General features: G+C 46.8%; 21 protein-coding genes. 7 read left to right on the top strand and 14 right to left on the bottom strand.

Annotated features, from left to right (window positions below; all coding sequences use genetic code 11):
- The first annotated feature begins 10 nt into the window (after positions 1–10).
- Together MF542_RS07860 and MF542_RS07855 are read left to right on the top strand one after the other, a co-directional pair.
- Entirely contained in the window at positions 11–1,954 is a 1,944-nt protein-coding gene (locus MF542_RS07860) for a methyl-accepting chemotaxis protein (RefSeq protein ID WP_247017697.1), read from the top strand.
- 111 nt (positions 1,955–2,065) lie between these two features.
- Positions 2,066–2,773 (top strand): SDR family NAD(P)-dependent oxidoreductase, encoded by a 708-nt coding sequence (locus MF542_RS07855; RefSeq protein ID WP_247017695.1) that lies wholly within the window; start codon positions 2,066–2,068, stop codon positions 2,771–2,773.
- On the opposite strand, the gene MF542_RS07850 is transcribed toward MF542_RS07855, so the two are convergent.
- Positions 2,774–3,115 carry a PilZ domain-containing protein gene (locus tag MF542_RS07850; RefSeq protein WP_247017693.1) on the bottom strand — a complete coding sequence of 114 codons (342 nt, stop codon included), beginning with the start codon at positions 3,113–3,115 and terminating at the stop codon, positions 2,774–2,776. It abuts the gene before it with no gap.
- A 139-nt stretch (positions 3,116–3,254) separates the two neighbouring features.
- Between MF542_RS07850 and MF542_RS07845 the strand changes: the two genes are divergently transcribed.
- The 3 genes from MF542_RS07845 (at position 3,255) to cysK (ending at position 5,987) form a co-directional block, all read left to right on the top strand.
- Complete coding sequence (locus tag MF542_RS07845) at positions 3,255–4,019, top strand: lysophospholipid acyltransferase family protein (RefSeq protein ID WP_247017691.1); 765 nt, start codon at positions 3,255–3,257, stop codon at positions 4,017–4,019.
- A gap of 154 nt (positions 4,020–4,173) precedes the next feature.
- The gene (gene epsC, locus MF542_RS07840; RefSeq protein WP_247017689.1) at positions 4,174–5,043 is read left to right on the top strand and encodes a serine O-acetyltransferase EpsC; all 870 of its coding nucleotides are present in this window, start codon (positions 4,174–4,176) and stop codon (positions 5,041–5,043) included.
- A gap of 26 nt (positions 5,044–5,069) precedes the next feature.
- Positions 5,070–5,987, top strand: coding sequence for a cysteine synthase A (cysK, locus tag MF542_RS07835; RefSeq protein ID WP_247017687.1), 918 nt, complete (start codon positions 5,070–5,072; stop codon positions 5,985–5,987).
- A gap of 37 nt (positions 5,988–6,024) precedes the next feature.
- On the opposite strand, the gene MF542_RS07830 is transcribed toward cysK, so the two are convergent.
- From MF542_RS07830 to bamJ, 8 genes are all read right to left on the bottom strand, one after another.
- Entirely contained in the window at positions 6,025–6,378 is a 354-nt protein-coding gene (locus tag MF542_RS07830; protein ID WP_247017685.1) for a hypothetical protein, read from the bottom strand.
- A 76-nt stretch (positions 6,379–6,454) separates the two neighbouring features.
- Positions 6,455–7,528: an AI-2E family transporter gene (locus MF542_RS07825; RefSeq protein ID WP_247017683.1), complete on the bottom strand. Its 1,074-nt coding sequence runs from the start codon at positions 7,526–7,528 to the stop codon at positions 6,455–6,457.
- 85 nt (positions 7,529–7,613) lie between these two features.
- The gene (locus tag MF542_RS07820; protein ID WP_247017681.1) at positions 7,614–8,369 is read right to left on the bottom strand and encodes an SDR family NAD(P)-dependent oxidoreductase; all 756 of its coding nucleotides are present in this window, start codon (positions 8,367–8,369) and stop codon (positions 7,614–7,616) included.
- A 57-nt stretch (positions 8,370–8,426) separates the two neighbouring features.
- Positions 8,427–9,524: a ZIP family metal transporter gene (locus tag MF542_RS07815; RefSeq protein ID WP_247017679.1), complete on the bottom strand. Its 1,098-nt coding sequence runs from the start codon at positions 9,522–9,524 to the stop codon at positions 8,427–8,429.
- A 199-nt stretch (positions 9,525–9,723) separates the two neighbouring features.
- On the bottom strand, positions 9,724–10,419 hold the full coding sequence (locus MF542_RS07810) for a glutathione S-transferase family protein (protein ID WP_247017677.1): 696 nt from the start codon (positions 10,417–10,419) through the stop codon (positions 9,724–9,726).
- A 63-nt stretch (positions 10,420–10,482) separates the two neighbouring features.
- Positions 10,483–11,037 (bottom strand): RNA polymerase sigma factor SigZ, encoded by a 555-nt coding sequence (sigZ, locus tag MF542_RS07805; protein WP_247017675.1) that lies wholly within the window; start codon positions 11,035–11,037, stop codon positions 10,483–10,485.
- Between the two features lie 11 nt (positions 11,038–11,048).
- Entirely contained in the window at positions 11,049–12,020 is a 972-nt protein-coding gene (locus MF542_RS07800) for a peptidoglycan bridge formation glycyltransferase FemA/FemB family protein (RefSeq protein WP_247017673.1), read from the bottom strand.
- Positions 12,021–12,246: 226 nt separating this feature from the next.
- Entirely contained in the window at positions 12,247–13,239 is a 993-nt protein-coding gene (bamJ, locus tag MF542_RS17605; protein WP_281501583.1) for a BamJ family beta-barrel-assembly machinery protein, read from the bottom strand.
- Between the two features lie 117 nt (positions 13,240–13,356).
- Here bamJ and MF542_RS07785 point away from each other — a divergent pair, with 117 nt between their 5' ends.
- A complete protein-coding gene (locus tag MF542_RS07785) occupies positions 13,357–13,635 on the top strand; it encodes a DUF3253 domain-containing protein (RefSeq protein WP_247017671.1) in 279 nt (92 codons plus the stop codon).
- A 9-nt stretch (positions 13,636–13,644) separates the two neighbouring features.
- The gene (locus MF542_RS07780) at positions 13,645–13,989 is read left to right on the top strand and encodes an Hpt domain-containing protein (protein WP_247017669.1); all 345 of its coding nucleotides are present in this window, start codon (positions 13,645–13,647) and stop codon (positions 13,987–13,989) included.
- A 2-nt stretch (positions 13,990–13,991) separates the two neighbouring features.
- Here MF542_RS07780 and yihA read toward each other — a convergent pair whose 3' ends face one another.
- The 5 genes from yihA to rpmH form a co-directional block, all read right to left on the bottom strand.
- A complete protein-coding gene (yihA, locus tag MF542_RS07775) occupies positions 13,992–14,648 on the bottom strand; it encodes a ribosome biogenesis GTP-binding protein YihA/YsxC (RefSeq protein ID WP_247017667.1) in 657 nt (218 codons plus the stop codon).
- Positions 14,649–16,388 (bottom strand): membrane protein insertase YidC, encoded by a 1,740-nt coding sequence (gene yidC, locus MF542_RS07770; protein ID WP_247017665.1) that lies wholly within the window; start codon positions 16,386–16,388, stop codon positions 14,649–14,651.
- Positions 16,381–16,737 carry a membrane protein insertion efficiency factor YidD gene (gene yidD / locus MF542_RS07765; protein ID WP_281501582.1) on the bottom strand — a complete coding sequence of 119 codons (357 nt, stop codon included), beginning with the start codon at positions 16,735–16,737 and terminating at the stop codon, positions 16,381–16,383. Before yidD ends, yidC begins: the two co-directional genes overlap by 8 nt.
- 7 nt (positions 16,738–16,744) lie before the next feature.
- On the bottom strand, positions 16,745–17,143 hold the full coding sequence (rnpA, locus tag MF542_RS07760) for a ribonuclease P protein component (protein ID WP_247017663.1): 399 nt from the start codon (positions 17,141–17,143) through the stop codon (positions 16,745–16,747).
- 100 nt (positions 17,144–17,243) lie between these two features.
- The gene (gene rpmH, locus MF542_RS07755) at positions 17,244–17,378 is read right to left on the bottom strand and encodes a 50S ribosomal protein L34 (RefSeq protein ID WP_247017661.1); all 135 of its coding nucleotides are present in this window, start codon (positions 17,376–17,378) and stop codon (positions 17,244–17,246) included.
- Between the last annotated feature and the right edge of the window lie 106 nt (positions 17,379–17,484).

Raw genomic sequence — 17,484 nt, 5'->3', positions numbered from 1 at the left:
GGGATAGAACGTGGATAATATAAAAAATCTTTTCACTGGATTGAGCGGTAAGCTACTGCTTCTTGTACTTGTACCAATGCTGTTGATGGGCATTATTGCTCTCGTATCAAACGGTGGAATGCAATCAAGCCAGCAAGAAGCCAGCGCAACTCTGATGCAAAATCAGCAAAGCCTGAACGAGGCTGCCGCAGAGGTTGCTGAAATCAACAGTCTTGTCCGTACATCGCTGACACTGGTTAACAAGATGATTTCTGGTCACCAGACATCAATGTTGCTTCAAAATGCTGGGGCTGCGTCGCAAACAGCGCAGGCCGTGGGCAACAGTAACGATGCCCTTGAAACACTTGAAGATGCCGCCAAAGCACTGTCGGAAAAATTACAGACACTGGGGCTTATCAGCCTGACTGTTGCTGAAGCGACTACGGCATCAGATAATCCAGATCTTTTAAGTCAGGATGCGCGGCTTAATTTCTTCAATGCGCTTCGTTTATCTACCAACACGCTGCAAGCCTTCCATTTGCTTGAAGAATCTAATGGCCGGACCCTTGCTTTTATTGAAGCACAAAACTTCGATGCGGCGCGTAATAACTTCCGCTTTGAAGAAGTAAGCCGAATTAACACCTTTAATAAGCTTGCCTCAAACCTGCAGGCGGCCCTTGATACTTTGGGTACTGACTTGCAGCGTTATGCAGCAGCTAAGCAGACAGCGCTTCTCGAAGATCAGGCTGCGACCTCATCTGAGGTAGCAACAACTGCAAACTTGGTGTTGGTCGCAGCACTTGTGATTGTCGCGGCTGCAACGAACCTTTTCTCGCAGCGTCTTCTTGTGAAGCCACTAAAGGATCAGGTATCTGCCATGACGGCTCTTTCAGGGGGCGATATGGATGTATCTATTCCTGAGCCTAGAGGTGATGAGCTTGGAGATATTTCTCGTGCGCTTCACACTTTCAGAGATAATTTGATTGAACGTGAGCGACTTCGGGAAGAACAGCAAAAAGCAGAAGAACTTGAGCGTGAACGTCAGCGCGAGCAGGAAGAACTTGATCGGGCGCGCCAGGAAGAAGAACGTGCGGCCGAGCGTGCTAAGGCCGAACAGGAAGCTGAGAAAGCAAGCAGGCTTGATGCGATCATTCAAACGTTCCGTGAGCATATAGAGGAAGCGGTACAAAATCTTTCGCAATCATCTGATAATATGTCCGGCGCTGCTTCTGAGATGGTAGGTATTGTTGAAGATACAGACCAGAAAGTTAATGGTGTTCAGCAAGCTTCAGGCGCTATGCAAGAAAATGTAACTACTATTGCTTCTGCTCTTGAGCAGTATTCTACCTCTATTTCAGAAGTGAACCAACAGGTGCAATCTGCGAATGGTATCTCTGCAAATGCAGTAACAGCGTCTGATAGTGGTAGTCAGGCGATCCAGCAACTTGCTACGTCATCTCAGGAAATTGAAAATGTAGTGAAACTGATCAGTGATATTGCTGAGCAAACCAACCTTCTCGCACTGAATGCTACGATTGAGGCTGCAAGAGCGGGTGAAGCTGGTAAAGGTTTTGCTGTTGTTGCATCAGAAGTGAAATCTCTTGCGAACCAGACAGCAAGTGCAACTGAAGAAATCACAAACCAGATCAAGGGAATGCAGTCTGTTACAGAGAAGGCTGTAAGCTCTATTGAAACAATTGGTCATACGGTTGGTGAACTAAATCATGTGATGATCAGTATATCCTCTGCGGTAGAAGAACAGCAGGCCACTACATCTGAAATTAACCGCAGTGTGCAATACGCATCCGACAGTACGCAGCAGGTAAATAACGATATTGCTGTCGTTGCGGAAAGCGCAAAACGCACTGGTCAAGCGTCATCTACCGTACTGGAAGCTTCTCAGAAGGTGGATATGCTTTCAGGTAATATTAAAACCGAGGTGGATAGCTTTATTGGCGATGTACGCGCCCTTTAAGGCTCTTTGGTAATAACAATATAAAGCCAGCTTCTCTTTTTTGGGGAGCTGGCTTTTCTGTGCTCATGTTTTTTGCGTCATCCGTTTCTTCAGCGTTTGCGTATATCTTTTATGGAAGCCCTCGCAAGTATACCCAAGGATGGACAGGCTATCATTATTGGTAGTTCGGGCGCCATTGGTGCTGCCCTTGAAGTTGTTGTCCGCAAAGCAGGCTTCCCGCTTGTTCACTGTTTTAATAGAAGCAGTGGTTTTGATTTAACTTCTGAAGTTTCTATCAAAAGAGCTGCTGAACAGGTGAAAGGCTGTGACCTTCCTGTTCGGTTTCTATTCATAGCAACTGGCTTTCTTCACGATGACAATCAGATGCCAGAGAAATCCATGCGTGAGATAACGCCACAATATTTAGAGAAGGCGTTTAAGCTTAACGCCATTGGTCCCGCGCTGGTGTTGAAGTGTTTTACACCGTTCTTAGCAAGAAGAGAAAAGGCTGTCGTTGCAGCTCTTTCAGCTAAAGTAGGGAGCATTGAGGATAATCAGCTTGGTGGGTGGTATGGTTACAGGGCCTCTAAAGCAGCGTTAAACCAGCTTATAAAAACCAGCGCTATCGAGCTTAAGCGAAGAAATTCAGATACATTATGTGTGGCGCTGCATCCGGGGACTGTAGCGAGCAGATTTTCAAAACCTTTTCAAAAGACTGGGCTGGATGTGCGCCTGCCTTCAGTGGCAGCGGAAGAGCTTGCTGCAGTTGTGGATGCATTGGACGGGGCGAATGCATCAGGAGGATTTTACGATTATAAAGGTAATCAACTACCTTGGTAGCTAATTGGCGAGAGGGTCACCAGCAACGCCGCTCGGCTGTTTGGAGATATCACTACCTGCGCCTTCAGTAAATTTCTTTAGGACAAGATCAGGCCCAGCGAGAATCATAAGGCCAAGCTGGTCAGAGCCTTTCCATTTGATTTCCACAGCGAATTCACCCAATCCTTCAATCTCCAGAAGCAGGCGTTCACCCATATCAAATTCAGCATCACAGGATATTAGAGTACCTGCATGGGAAACATCTCGTACATCACAAGGGAAACTGTGGTCATCATCAGTCGTTATGGTGCCAGTCCAAAGTACTGGTAGACGAGAGTCCTGCCGTTTTTCCGAAGATGCCATTTGGTTATCCTTGCAACATAAAATTTAGCTCAATTAACAAACTAGCTGATTTTTTTCTTGAGTTAAACCCGCTTAAGGTGGCAAGTGGCTTATTCATGCCGGATTACTATTCGGTAACACTTTTCGGGAGCTTCGAAACATGCCGGTTATCAATGCTATTCGGTCAATCTTGTTTAACGTTATCTTTTATCTGTTTGGATTGATCTTTTTGTCTTTGGTGGCGATGCCTACTTTGCTGTTCAAAACAGAAAAGCAGATGCGTTGGGCTGTTGGGGCCTTTTGTCGTAGTTCCTTGTTTATCGCGCGTTGGGTGATGGGTATTAAAGCCGAATATCGTGGCTTGGAAAATCTGCCTACGGAAGGTGGTTTCATTCTGGCTGCCGCGCATCAGAGCAATATGGACCCGATTATGACATACCCTGTGCGTGGGGATGTAACAGCGCTTGCAAAAAAAGAGCTGTTTGCCATGCCGCTTGTTGGGCCAGCGCTCAGGAAAATTAATATCGTACGTATCGACAGGCAATCACATAACGCACATAAAGATATGAAGCGTGTGGGTGAGCAAGTGCAAGCACAAGAGCGGCCTCTTATTGTTTATCCACAGGCAACACGTGTGCCTATTGGCCAGAATAAGCGCTTGAAAAGCGGGGCTTTTCATTTGCATGAAGACACAAGTTTGCCTGTAGTAACAGTAGCAACAAATACAGGCTTGTTCTGGGGTAAGGGCTTTTGGCACCGTTCTGGTACAGCTGTGTTTGAAGTGCATCCCGCGTTCCCAAATGGGCTTCCAAAAGATGAATTTATGAGCCGCCTGCAAAAAGAAGTGGTGGAGCGCAGTCACGAATTGATTGCTGAGGCTGGTTATAGCCACCTGTTGCCCAAGAGTGATGACACAAAAAGTTAAGGTTCTTCAGGCTATTATTCTGTGTTAGAAGTTTATTCTAATAGAGCAAAACCTTTTATCGCGAGAAAGTGAAGAATTTCTAGTGTGATAAGGGGTTGTAGATGGGGGCTCAACGCATAAACTGTATGGCACAGGATTTCGGAGACCCGCGCGTATGACAGATATTTCAGATACACCAGCTGATCTTGCATCTATTGCAGAGAGACTGCGTGAACATCATGAAAAATATCAGGATATGTCTGGTCTTTCCCTTGGAAAGATAGGCAATCTTCTTAACAAGACCATGGCAGTTATGTTCCCGCAGTATGCTTTGGCGGAAGATGATGGTTTGTCGCTTGAAGCACGCCTTGGCGTGCTGGAAGGTGCATTTTATCGTATTGTAGATCAGTTATGCCGGGGGAAGGACGTAGGGTGCGCTCGCCTTCTTGTGCAGCGCTTCCTTGCTGATCTCCCGGGTATTGCGGATGATTGCCACCGAGACGCTAAGGCTCTTGTAGAAGGTGATCCAGCCGCGCAATCGGTTGAAGAAGTAATTCTAAGTTACCCAGGTTTTTTTGCAGTGGTAGCTTACCGTATTGCGCATAAGCTTTATCGGCGTGATGTACCGTTGTTGCCGCGTATGTTAACAGAGTATGCTCACCACCAGACTGGTATTGATATTCATCCGGGTGCTCAGATTGGTAAATCATTCTTTATTGATCACGGCACAGGTGTGGTGGTTGGTGAAACAGCGGTTATTGGTGATAATGTGAAAATCTATCAAGGTGTAACGCTTGGTGCATTACGGGTAGACCGCGATCAGCGCTTGAAAAAACGCCATCCGACTATTGAAGATAATGTAGTTATCTATGCGGGCGCTACCATTCTTGGTGGTGAAACCATTGTTGGTCAGAACTCCGTTATTGGCGGTAATGTATGGATTACACGCTCGGTACCTGCGTGGTCACGGGTAATGTTTAAACCTGCTGATAATGATGAAATAGTATCCATTCGCGCTCGCCAGCAGGCGAGTGGCGCTTCATAATTTAAGAACTGCGAGAGACAGACACTATGAAAGTATCCAATATTCTTGAAACAATTGGAGGCACACCACACGTGCGCCTTGCAAACCTTTTTCCAAACCATGAAGTTTGGTTGAAGCTTGAGCGCGCAAACCCGGGTGCTTCTATTAAGGACCGGATCGCACTTTCAATGGTGGAAAACGCTGAAGCAGATGGTTCCTTGCAAGAAGGTGGTGTAATTATCGAACCTACTTCAGGTAATACAGGCATTGGCCTTGCGATGGTCGCTGCGGTTAAGGGATACCGTCTTATTCTGGTTATGCCAGAAAGCATGTCTATTGAACGCCGCCGTGTGATGTTGGCGTATGGTGCTGAATTTGTACTCACACCAAAAGAGCTCGGTATGAAGGGCGCTGTGGCAAAAGCGACTGAACTGGTTGAGCAAACTGAAGGTGCCTGGATGCCTCAGCAGTTCCAGAACCCGGCAAACACAAAAGTACACCGTGAAACCACAGCTAAGGAAATTCTCGCAGATTTCCCTGAGGGCCTTGACTATATGATCACCGGTGTTGGCACTGGTGGTCATATCACTGGCTGTGCGGAAGTGCTGAAAGATGCATGGTCTGATTTTAAAGTAGTAGCGGTTGAGCCAACACTATCACCTGTACTATCGGGTGGTGATCCAGGCCCACACCCAATTCAGGGTATTGGCGCAGGCTTTATCCCTGATGTAATGAACACAGAGCTGCTTGATGAAGTTGCTCAGGTCGAGCCAGCAGACGCTAAAGAAATGGCTCTCAGAGCAGCGAAAGAGGAGGGTATCCTCATTGGCCTTTCTTCTGGTGCAACGCTCGCGGCTATCGCAACGAAAGTCAAAGAGCTACCTGCAGGTACTCGTGTTCTAGGTTTCTGTTACGATTCAGGCGAGCGATATTTTTCTGTTCCAGAATTTTTCCCAGAACAATAAAGTTTTGCAAAAGAAAGACTTTATGGAAGGCAGAGAGTTATTCTTCGCCTTCTTCTACATCAGAAGATGTTCCGCCTGTTTCAAGACGTACGATCAGAGCAATCATATCTCCACGGATCGCCAGCTCCTTGTATGAACCGCGTGGGAGTGGGATGCCGTGGTCGATACAGTGATTAAGCACTGCACTACCAACTTCCTTGCTTGAAAATTCTATTGGTTCGCTTTCGCCTGCCTGATGAATACGAACGAACACTTCACCTTCCGCATCAAGTGATGCTTCGATATCTGTTATGGAGATATCTGCGGAAACACCTCTGCCTTCCAGAAGCGGTCTTAGTGCCAGAAATAGTTCATCATTCGAAAAGATGATGCTACGGGATTCAAGTATCATAAACCTTTGTGCCCCAAACTTCGGTTGCCTGCCCTCTATTTACACAGATAAATATGCGTTTGAAAAGCTAATAAAATTAACTTGTTAGCAATCTATCATTTTCAGCGCTGCGTTCACGCCATGCTCTGATGATGGCATTGGCAACTGTTGCTAGCGGGATGGCAAAGAAAACGCCCCATAAACCCCACAGTCCACCAAACACCAAGATCGCGATGATAATAGCATTTGGATGAAGTTTTACCACTTCTGAAAACAGAAGCGGCGCAAGTAGATTGCCGTCAAGAGCTTGAAGCACCAAATATGCACCTACAGCGACCAGCATCTCGCTCCCCATTCCCCATTGGAAGTAGGCTACGAGAGCCACAGGGAAAGTGACTGTAGCAGCACCAAAATATGGAATTAGAACGCTAAGGCCTGTCGCGACCGCAAGCAGTGTTGCATAGCGAAGCCCAATCACCTGATAGGTAACAAAGGCAGCTACGGCTACAATGAGAATTTCGTATACTTTACCACGGGCATAATCACCTGCACGCTCGGTAATTTCGCGCCACACCTGTTCAAGTAGAGGTTTGTCAGTTGGTAAAAACCCGCCAAACCAGTTCAAGATCGCATCCTTATCCTTGAGGAAGAAGAACACCATCACGGGTACAAGTACTGCATAAACAACAAAAGCAACCGCGCCTGTTAGACCCGAGACAGAATACTGCAGAATACGAGGGCCCAAATTGGCAATTTCATTGCCGATGTTAGAAAATAGCCCCTGCACCTGTTCTTCAGAAATCATATCCGGGAATCGCTCTTGCAGCTGCATCAAAGCAGTTTGGAGACTTGCGGCCATTGCTGGGCTATCCTGAATAAATGCACCAATCTGATTAATCAGGGGGGGAACCACTGCCAGAAGTGTGATGATAGAGACAAAGAGAAAGCTCAGGTATACAAACACGAGCGCAGGCATACTGCCCATGCCTTTTCGCTTCAGCCATTCAATCGGTCCGTCCAGAAGAAAGGCAACCACAACTGCTGCAATAGCTGGTGCAAGCATGCTTGCGAAAAAGGTTGCGGCCAGTGCGGTGAGAATGAGTACAATTACCAGAAGCACAACCTGTGTGTCAGAAAAGGTTTTTCTGAACCATTGGCTTACCATGTTCATTGGTTGTGTCTCCTAAAGCGCTTAATAAATATAGCTGGTAGTTAATGTAACGAGATTCAAGGATGAATGCGGCATCCATATGGCCTTAACCGCTTGATGTGCCGCCGTCCACCACGATGTTGGCACCGTTCATATAGCTGGCTTCTTCACTGGCAAGGTGGAGTACTGTTTTGGCAACCTCTTTTGGGTCAGCCGGGCCACCATCAGGTAATCCACCTGCAAACTTGCTCATGTCGCCACCAATATCATCGAGCGCACGCTGGAACATAGGGGTAAGCATAGGGCCCGGCGATACAGCATTGATGCGGATGTTTTCGCTTACATAATCAAGAGATGCGCTTTTGGTCATACCGATAACTGCATGCTTACTGGTTCCATAAGCGGCCATCCAGCCCGCACCAGATTTTGAAAGAATTGAGGCAATATTAACAATTGAGCCACCACCGGATGCAATCATATGCGGGATTTCAAAACGCATGCTATGCCAGATACCGAATACATTGGTGTTCATTACGTTTTGCACAGTTTCCATATCCTGGTCTGCAAAACGGGCGGCAGTATGGCTTATCCCTGCATTGTTTACAGCGATATCCAGTTTGCCTTCTTGTGTGGCTGCATGATCAATGAACGCTTTAATACTGGTTTCGTCTCGTACATCAGCATGCATATAGAAAGCTTTACCAGCAGTGGCAGATGCTTCCTGCACTACGCGCTCACCTTCATGATCAACTAGGCCACAAAAGTAGACATGACCGCCTTCCTCGGTGAAGAGTTTAACGATCGCTTCACCAAAGCCTGATGTGCCGCCTGTTACTAATATAGATTTGCCCGAAAACCGCATGCTTTCTCCTGTATTTCAGGATTTGGCTACACCGCTATGCGCATTTGAGCAAGTGAATTAATGATGTGAATGGCTATGGCTATGCTTATGCATGACAAAAGATGGCATAAGTACAGAAAAGAAAGCCCGCGCGCCGGTGTGTACGATAATGGCAGAAAGGGCGATGAGCCAGATAGCGAAGAGTATTTCACCGTGTTCAGCCATTGGAAGAACTTCAGGGAAAAGCGCAGCGAGAATACCTAAGCACAACCATAGGAGCACGGTCCACGGTGCAACAGCCTGTACTGCTTCATAACTCTTCTTAAAGCCTTGCCCTTGGATGTGTGCGTAAATGCCAGCCCCTCCCATAACAAGGAGCATGATAGGAGCAATCAGGCGACCAACGCCTGCAAGCATATCTACATCGTGGTGATTACCATGTGCGTGTGCTGCTTCAACAATTGGGCCTGGCGCGTGTTGGAAATAGTGGGCGCTTATCAAGCTGATGATAAATATGATGCCAAAGGCCGTACCAATGCGGTGAGCGCCGTTTGTGTGCGGCTCAGGTGCTGTATTGTGATCTTCCAGCGGATGCATAACGATATGGAACAGGGATCCTGCTGCAAACGCCTGCCAGTAACCCACCAGTGGAACGCTGTACCATTCGCCTGCGAACAGCACCATAAAATACCCAACCATAGTAACGGCACCAAGTGCCAGTAACACCGCAATGCCGCCAAAGGTGGTTAGAATAGGTCTTAGAAGCCACCATACCGCAATGGCTACTCCAACGCGGTGGAGCACGACACCCGTAGCGAGGAATGAACCATGTTCCATATTATTTGCAAAAGCGAGGATAGCACCGTCGCTTGCTGCATGAATAACAAGGGCAAGGGCTGCGATAAACATCAACACCCGGTGGGTCATCTCTTCAGATTTATGGAACATACGTTCGGTAATCCAAGGCAGGAAAAAGCCGAAGGCAGCAACCACTAAACCCCATAGCCCACCTGTATTCAGTGCTTCAGGTAAAAGCGTGAGAGTGATCAATCCGAGAACTGTAATCAGCACAAAACCGTCCAGCCCGCCCTTCAGGCTTGGGTGCTTGTTAACAAGCCGAGCCAGAAGCGGTGCCGCAATAAGAACGAGAACTGATATGACGAGTGCTAAATCCACAGAATCACCAAATGTTATAATTTAACCGTACAGTTATAATATCACATTTAATAAATCCAGACAAAACATCAAGTTTTGCATAGCTTTTTTGCGTTTTTGGTATTGCTACTGTGTTTGTTAACAGAAGCTTAGGTTGTTCGTTTAGGTTTTTATCATAAAAGTGTGGTGCTTCAGATAACCGAAGCACCATTCAAAGTGTTTAACAACAAGGGCCGCAAGGTTCATTACGAGGTACAGCGCAGTTGCCTCCCGTACCTAAAAAAGTTTTGTCCGAAAGATAGAAATCAGTGAAGCTTTGCTCGAAATCCTCTGCAACAGATTTTTCCGCTAGCCCAGTTTTCATTAAGGCCTCTCGCCATGCCTGTACCTTTGAGTAGCCTGCGAGGAAATCATACCCAGTTTCCTTACGGATGATTTCCGTTCGGTGGAGCAGTACCAACCACGCGATATCTACATTGCCAATTGTGTTGCCACTAAAGTATGGACCATCACCTAACTGTTTTTCAGCTTTGGCAAACGCTTTGCCGAGGTTTGCGCTACGTTCGGCCAGAGTTTCTTCATCAGGGCTACGCATGGCGCTACACTGAACGAGATAATGTTTAGATGCCTGATAACTCCACGCCCGGTTCAACGCTTTGGCTTCCGGGGTTAAATCAGTCTCTAGTGGTTCTGATATCTCATCAACATATTCGATGATAGCATCTGATTCAAAAAGTGGTGTTCCATCTTTTGCAATAAGCACAGGTACTTGCCCGGTAGGCGAGATATCAAGGAACCACTGCGGCTTATCCTTGAGGCTGATGAAATCAATTTCATAGGGGATGCTTTTGGCCTCTAGCAGTGCTGTTACACGCTGTACGAACGGGCATATTTTAAAACTAATAACTTTAATCATGGGTTTTTCTTTCTGTTGTTACACCCCTAAGACGAGGTGCTTTTCAGAAAGACGAAAAAAAGATCAGCAGTTTTTGTATTTATCGTTCTTTGGTGTGTAGTCAGTGATATTGCCGCGGCTATCAATGCTGAAATGACAACAATCTTCAAAGAGTTTGAGAAGTTGCATTCTGCTTTTCTGCACGCGAGATTTCAAAGTAGAATAACTGATGTTCATTTCCTTAGCGAGTTCCTTCTGGGCTTTCCCCTTAAGGTCTATAGCAACCAGTAGGTTGGCACTCTCTTCAGGCAGAGCTTTTATGAAAGGTTCAATGCAGTGTTCTAAGGCTGTTCGGATGCTATCATCTGATTGATTGTACCACAGATCATCGGCGGAAAGTGGTTTTGGAGCGCTGCTTTTCCGGTAGAAATCAATGATGGTATGATTAGCGATCTGGAACAGCCATGCTTTTGCGCTTTTAGCTTCTTTCAGCGTATGGAGATTGTTGTAGGTTTTGATCAGGATATCCTGCAACAGATCTTCTACATCGGCCTGATTAGCTACTTTCGACTGTAGAAACGATTTGAGACTATTACGGTAGCTTTGCCAGATATCGTCAAAACCTAACGGAGTTTCCAAGGATTTTCCTATCAAACAAAAGTTCCAGCGAGGGTTAATGGTTCAGCGCCAGTGCCTAATTTAAAGCGGGCAATACCACCCAGATCAGCGGTGTTGAGGCCTCCTAAGTCCAAGAACTTAATACCGCGTTTTTTCAGTTCAAGCATGGTTTCCCATAAAACCCGGTTTTGTGCATTGAGCGCGCGGCCATCATCACCTGCCCAACCGATATGATAGGTGGCACTGTTACCGTGCAGAAGAAACAGGCCGCCCGCTACCTTGCGCCTGCCGTGAAGAGCAGTAGCCGATAAAATAGCTGACTGTGATTTAGGGGTAATAGCGGCTTCAAAAGCTGGTACAATTCCCAACGGCGTTGCTTGGTATCGGCGGTTATCCCGCTGTTCAATTTCTTTTTCTAAAAGCCAGGAATATTGGTGCGATTTTTTACCGCCGAAGCTGATTTTCAGGCTTTCTGTAACTTCCGCTTTCTCCGCTTTCACCAGCTGGTTACGCCATTTGCCCTTCAATTGCTTGCGCAAGGTTTCTTCATTTGGGCGTAGGTCAATCCATGCGGTGGAAAAACCAGTCATCACACGGGTAAGTCCTGTTTTATTTAACCCGCTAATGTATTCAGGCGTGTCAGACAGTTCTGGCAGGCTGGCGAGAAAATCCCACTTCCAGCGGCTGAAGCGACCGTGGATAGCGCGATATACGTCGAGCTTCTGATCGGTGGTAAGACCCGGTTGGCACCATGCGGGGCCTCTGAAAAGTGTGCTGAAGCAGATAACACCAAAGAATTTACGTTTGATAATAAGAGCAAGGGCAATGGTTTTGTCGTTATCCCTGATTGTTAGTTGCCGCGCTGTTGCGCCAAAGCTTGCAACTGCATCTCCGTATGTTGGATGTTGCTGTAACGGAAGAGGGGTATCATCATCCACAGCTGTCCACTCAGCAGGGTTCAGGATACTTTCTTTAATTTCAAGCTGGCTAAATGCTTGTTGCATATACGGTCTCTTCAGTTACCATTGCCAGCATGTTTAACAGGAAAAAGACAGTTGAGACAATAATGGGATGGCGTATTCCGCCGGCTCGCTTAACCCTTGGGGCTTATTGGATTGCCTTCAAGCATGTTTTTGCGCCTGTGCTTTGCGCATTAGCAGCCGTTGATATTGTCCTGTATTTTATCTTTAAATACATTTTCAACAGCTGCTACGGCGTTATGTGTATGCTTTAGCTATCTACTGAAACTAGCTCTACAGTGAAGATAAGCGTTGCAAATGGAGGAATTGTGCGGGAACCGCGCTCACCATAACCAATGTCATGTGGAATGAAGAATTCGTACTTGCCGCCTTCTTTCATCAATTGTAGGCCTTCTGTCCAGCCAGCAATTACTTGATTAAGTGGGAAGCTTGAAGTGCTGCCGCGCTTGTAGCTGCTATCGAATACATCACCAGTTGTCAGTTTGCCTTCATAGTGCACTGTTACGTCAGATGTTGCTGATGGTGATTTGCCTGTACCTTCTTCAATCACGCGGTACTGAAGGCCAGATTCAGTTACATTGATGCCTTCTTTCTTTGCATTGTCATCAAGGAAAGTGAACTGTTCATTCTTGAATTCAGCCAGAGCTTTCTCAGCTTCTGCTTCCATCTCTGCACGCGTTTTAACGTCAAGCAGTTCTACCTGGAAAATTAGTGTCGCTTTTGGAGGAATAACACCGCCAGCGCCTTGATCGCCATAGGCAAGATCAGATGGGATGGTAAGTTCGTACTTATCACCAACTTTCATCATTTGAAGTGCTTCAACCCAACCCGGGATCACACCATTTGTCGGGAATGAGATCGGCTCACCACGCTTGTAGCTGCTGTCAAATTCTGTACCGTCGATCAAGCAACCAGAATAGTGAACAGTTACGAAGTCTTCCACGCCTGGTGTAGCACCATCGCCAGATTCGATCACGCGGTACTGTAGGCCTGTTTCAGAAACCTGAACGCCGTCTTTAGCTTTGTTTTCTTCGAGATATTTTACGTTGTCTTCGCTCATGGGAGGAGTAGCTTCCTTAAAGTCTATTGTTTGGCAAAAGTTCAGATCAGCATCTGCAACAGCAGCCACTTCTGCAGTTTCTGCTGCTGATTCTTCTGTTTTTGTATCGGTGCTGCTATTCTCGCTACAAGCAGCAAGTGAAAGGGCCAGCAAACCTGCGGCTACCTTAGCTGTTTTACGCATTGTCACATCCTTTGTGGCTCTTTTGCGCTGGACAGTAGCCGTAGAAACAGGCATGGGAAAGGAAAAACCGCATAAACTGTGTGATATATGCGATTTACCGAAGGTTTGGAGTGAAACGTGGCAATTACAGATGATAATATCAGGGATGAAATCCTGAAACAGATGAGTGAGAAGGTAAGCACAGCCCCTCGTGATGTGGCGCAGGCGCTTACTTCAAAAGATGATGACTGGCGCAAGTTGTTGCCGCGCATTCGTCATATCTCCAAGCTGCTTCATACGGAAGAAAAGCTGCTCTTTATCAGAAAGCGTAAAGTTGTTTCGCCGGAAGGCTTGAAGGGTGTTTACCGTTTGGCGGCACCATCATACGCTGAACGTGTTAAACCAAGCGAAGAATAGGGGAAACCTGTGGGAGATACATATCCGGTATTTGATGAAAGCGTTTTTGAACGCATGAAATCAGATGTGGGGGATGATGTCGCCCTTATGCTCCTTGGTTCCTTACAGGGTGAGATTGGTAAAGGTGCTGTAGCACTTCGGCAGCATTTTATAGCCCAAGATTATCACATGCTTGAGAATCAGGCCCATGCACTTAAAAGTGCGGTTCGAAGTTTCGGGGCTATGAAATTGGGAGAAGCCTGTCTGGAACTAGAGATGGCAGGGAAGGAGAACCGCTCTTGGTCTGAGTTAGAACAACTCTTAAATGATTTTGAGAGTGTCTCCGACGAAACACTCTCTGCCTTGAAGCAGTAGTATTAGAAGCGTGTAAGCTGCGCGATTTCGGCGCGTACTTCTTCCAGACCCCAGCCTTTTTCACTGCTTGTTGCCAGTACAATAGGGTGGCACGCGATAAAGGTCTTGGCATCCGCAGATGCTTTTTTAAGCGCTTTTTCGCGTTCAGCAACTTTGAGCTTATCAAGTTTCGTCAGCACGATTTGATAATTCACAGCTGCATCATCCAGCATTTTCATGATTTCGCGGTCATTTTCCTTAAGGCCATGACGGCTATCAATAAGCAGCATGATCCGTCGCAGGTTCGGGCGACCACGAAGATAATCTTTTACGAGCCTTGTCCAGGCCTGCACCTTTTTGCGTTCAATCTTAGCGTAGCCATAACCGGGCAGGTCAACCAGATAGGCTGCTTGGTCCATCTGTTCGCCCATCTTGAAGAAGTTAAGTTCTTGTGTGCGTCCCGGTGTATTGGATGTACGCGCCAGCGTGTTGCGGCCGGTAAGTGCGTTTACAAGGCTTGATTTACCTACGTTCGAGCGGCCCGCAAAAGCGATTTCTGGCCGGTCAGCGCCAGGCAGGGTTTTCAGCGAAACGGCACCCATCATAAAGTCTACAGGGCCGGCAAACAGTAGCCGGCCCCGATTAATATCATCAGCTGTGAAGCGTTCTTCTTCAGTCATTTACTGACCTTCGGTTTTGGCGTTTTCACGTTTCATAATGAAAGTCTGCTGCGCAATGGTAAGGATGTTGTTCCATGTCCAGTAAAGCACAAGGCCAGCGCTGAAGTTTGCCATAATAAACGTGAAGATAATTGGCAGCATATTCATAATTTTCTGCTGCGCTGGGTCCATATTTGTCTGTGGGTTCAGCTTTTGCTGGAAATACATGGAAACACCCATCAGAATCGGTAAAACACCAATGGCAATAAAGCTTGGCGGATCCCAAGGAATAAGGCCAAATGCGTTGAGTGGTGTTAACGGATCTTTTGCAGACAAATCGGTGATCCAACCAAAGAATGGCTGATGGCGCATTTCAATAGTTACATACAGCGTTTTATACAGCGCGAAGAAGATGAAAATCTGCGGGATCATCGGTAAACAGCCAGCCATCGGGTTGATTTTCTCTTTCTGGTAAAGAGCCATCATTTCCTGTTGCATGCGCTGTTTATCGTCTTTGTAGCGTTCCTGAAGAGCTTTGATCTTTGGCTGCGCTTTTTTCATATGCGCCATAGAGCGGTATGATTTGTTCGCCAGCGGGAATACAAGCCCTTTCAATACCACTGTCATCAATAGAATAGCGATACCGTAGTTACCAGTAAGAACAAAGAGCCAGTGAAGGCCAAAGAAGATTGGCTGTGTCAGGAACCAGAACCAACCCCAGTCGATAGCACGATCAAAGAGTGGAATATCATACTGTTCCTGATAGTCATTAATTGCTTCAACGATTTTTGCACCGGCATAAAGGCGGTTTGTTGTTTCAAAAGAAGCGCCAGAGGCTACAACACGCCAATCCTGAAGGTAATCAGCAAAATATGTATCCGTACCACCATTGTTGCGGTAACGCAGGCGAGCGCGTTTCAAATCTGCAGATTGATCCGGGATAAGAGAAGACATCCAGAATTTATCTGTGATACCCATCCAGCCACCTTTTGTTGGTGCGTCAAAGGTGCCGTCATCTTTAATATCATCGTAGCTAATTTCTTCTAGCGCATCATTAAACACACCAATCATACCTTCATGAAGTACGATCATGCCGTCTGTTTCTGGTGTGCCGCGACGTTCAATAGCCCCGTACGGTGCAACAGTAACTGGTGCACCAGATGTGTTCACTACAGATTGTGTGACAGTGAACATAAACTGGTTGTCAACAGCGACTTTAATAAGATAGCGAACGCCTTTACCGTTATCCCAAGCAAGAGTAACAGGGGTTTCAGGTGTTAGGGTATCGTTATCAGCTGTCCAGGCGCTATCGACAGTAGGTGCGTCTGTCTGGGTTTGGTCAAACCAACCGAAGCTTGCAAAATATGGGTTTGAACCATTCAGTTTGTTAAACAGGTGGATGTTGTCTGAGTTTTCATCCTGTTCAATGTTGTGGTTCTTAAGAGACAGATCATCAAAACGTGCACCGCGTAGAGAAATTGAACCAGAAAGTTCTGGTGTATCAATCTTTACAAAACCAGCATCTTCAAGCGCGAGTGAGCGTGCTACTGGTGTGTGTTTACTTGGTGTTTGTAAATCCGGATCAATGGCAGGTGCATCTATAGCTCCGCCACTATCTTGCTGAAGTGCAAGTTCCTGCTGTTGACGCTGATATTCCCGAAGCGCAGCCTCTTTTTTTGGCCCTGCTACAAGAAAGTTATATCCAAGAAGAATCGCCATAGAAATTACGGCGAAGAGGATAAAGTTCTTATTTTCACCCATCGGATATCTTACCCTGACTATCCTGCTGACAAGCGCCAGCGGTACATAAATTTTCTTTCGGTTTTGATGCTGAATTTAATGCATCAGCCGACTCGTTGCTGCTTTGTGGCACAGGATCATAACCAAATCCACCCCAAGGATGGCATTTTGCTATGCGTTTTGCGGCTAACCAGCCTCCTTTTAAGCCGCCATGCGTTTGAAGTGCTTCAATGGCATATTGGCTGCAGGTTGGTTGATAGCGGCACCTGGGCGCTAAAAACGGAGAAATAAACAACTGGTAGAACCTTACAAGCCCGTGAAAAAGCCATGCTAGCGGCGACTTTCCTGTTGCTTGAGGTTCGGATGACATTTGCTGATTACCCACGCTTCTGTTTTTTAGGCTTTGTCTTTAAATCGGCACCGGATGCGAGTTTTGCAAGAGCCCACTTGATATCTGAGCATAATTTCTCAAACGGGTAGTCTGTCATGCATTCCCTGCAGACAAAGACATAATCCCATCCGGTTTGACCGTTTCCCGGCACAACCAGACGCGCAGCCTCACGGATTCGGCGTTTTGCTTTACTCCGCTTTACCGCGTTCCCTACTTTCTTTGAAGCAGTGAAGCCTGCGCGAGGTGGTGTCTCGGTATCATTTCCAACAGGCGGCTTTGCCTGAAGGATAAATGAAGGGGTTACCCAGCGGCGGCGCGTAGAAGATACAGCCAGATACTCGGGCCGTTTCTTGATTCGCACTAATTTTTCTGCGCTGTCCACCATGAGTTAAGCCTGTATCTTAAAATCGAAAAGCCGACCGGAAAAATCACGGTCGGCTTTTCAAATGTGTAACTGTGTCGCGTGTTAAGCGAGCGAAAGACCTTTACGCAGAAAGGCGCTTACGGCCTCTTGCACGACGAGCTGCCAGAATCTTACGGCCGCCTACAGTCGCTTTACGTGCACGGAAACCGTGACGACGTTTGCGTACCAACACACTTGGTTGAAAGGTGCGTTTCACTTGTTTTACTCCAGTTATCACCCGAACATCGCAGTTTGCGGCGGGTGCTTAAATTTCGAGAGCGGTGTATACTCCCCTCCTAAGCCAGAGTCAACCATGCTAAACA

The organism is Kordiimonas laminariae (assembly GCF_023008165.1).
Classification (GTDB): domain Bacteria; phylum Pseudomonadota; class Alphaproteobacteria; order Sphingomonadales; family Kordiimonadaceae; genus Kordiimonas; species Kordiimonas laminariae.
This window is presented reverse-complemented; position numbering and strand designations above follow the sequence as displayed.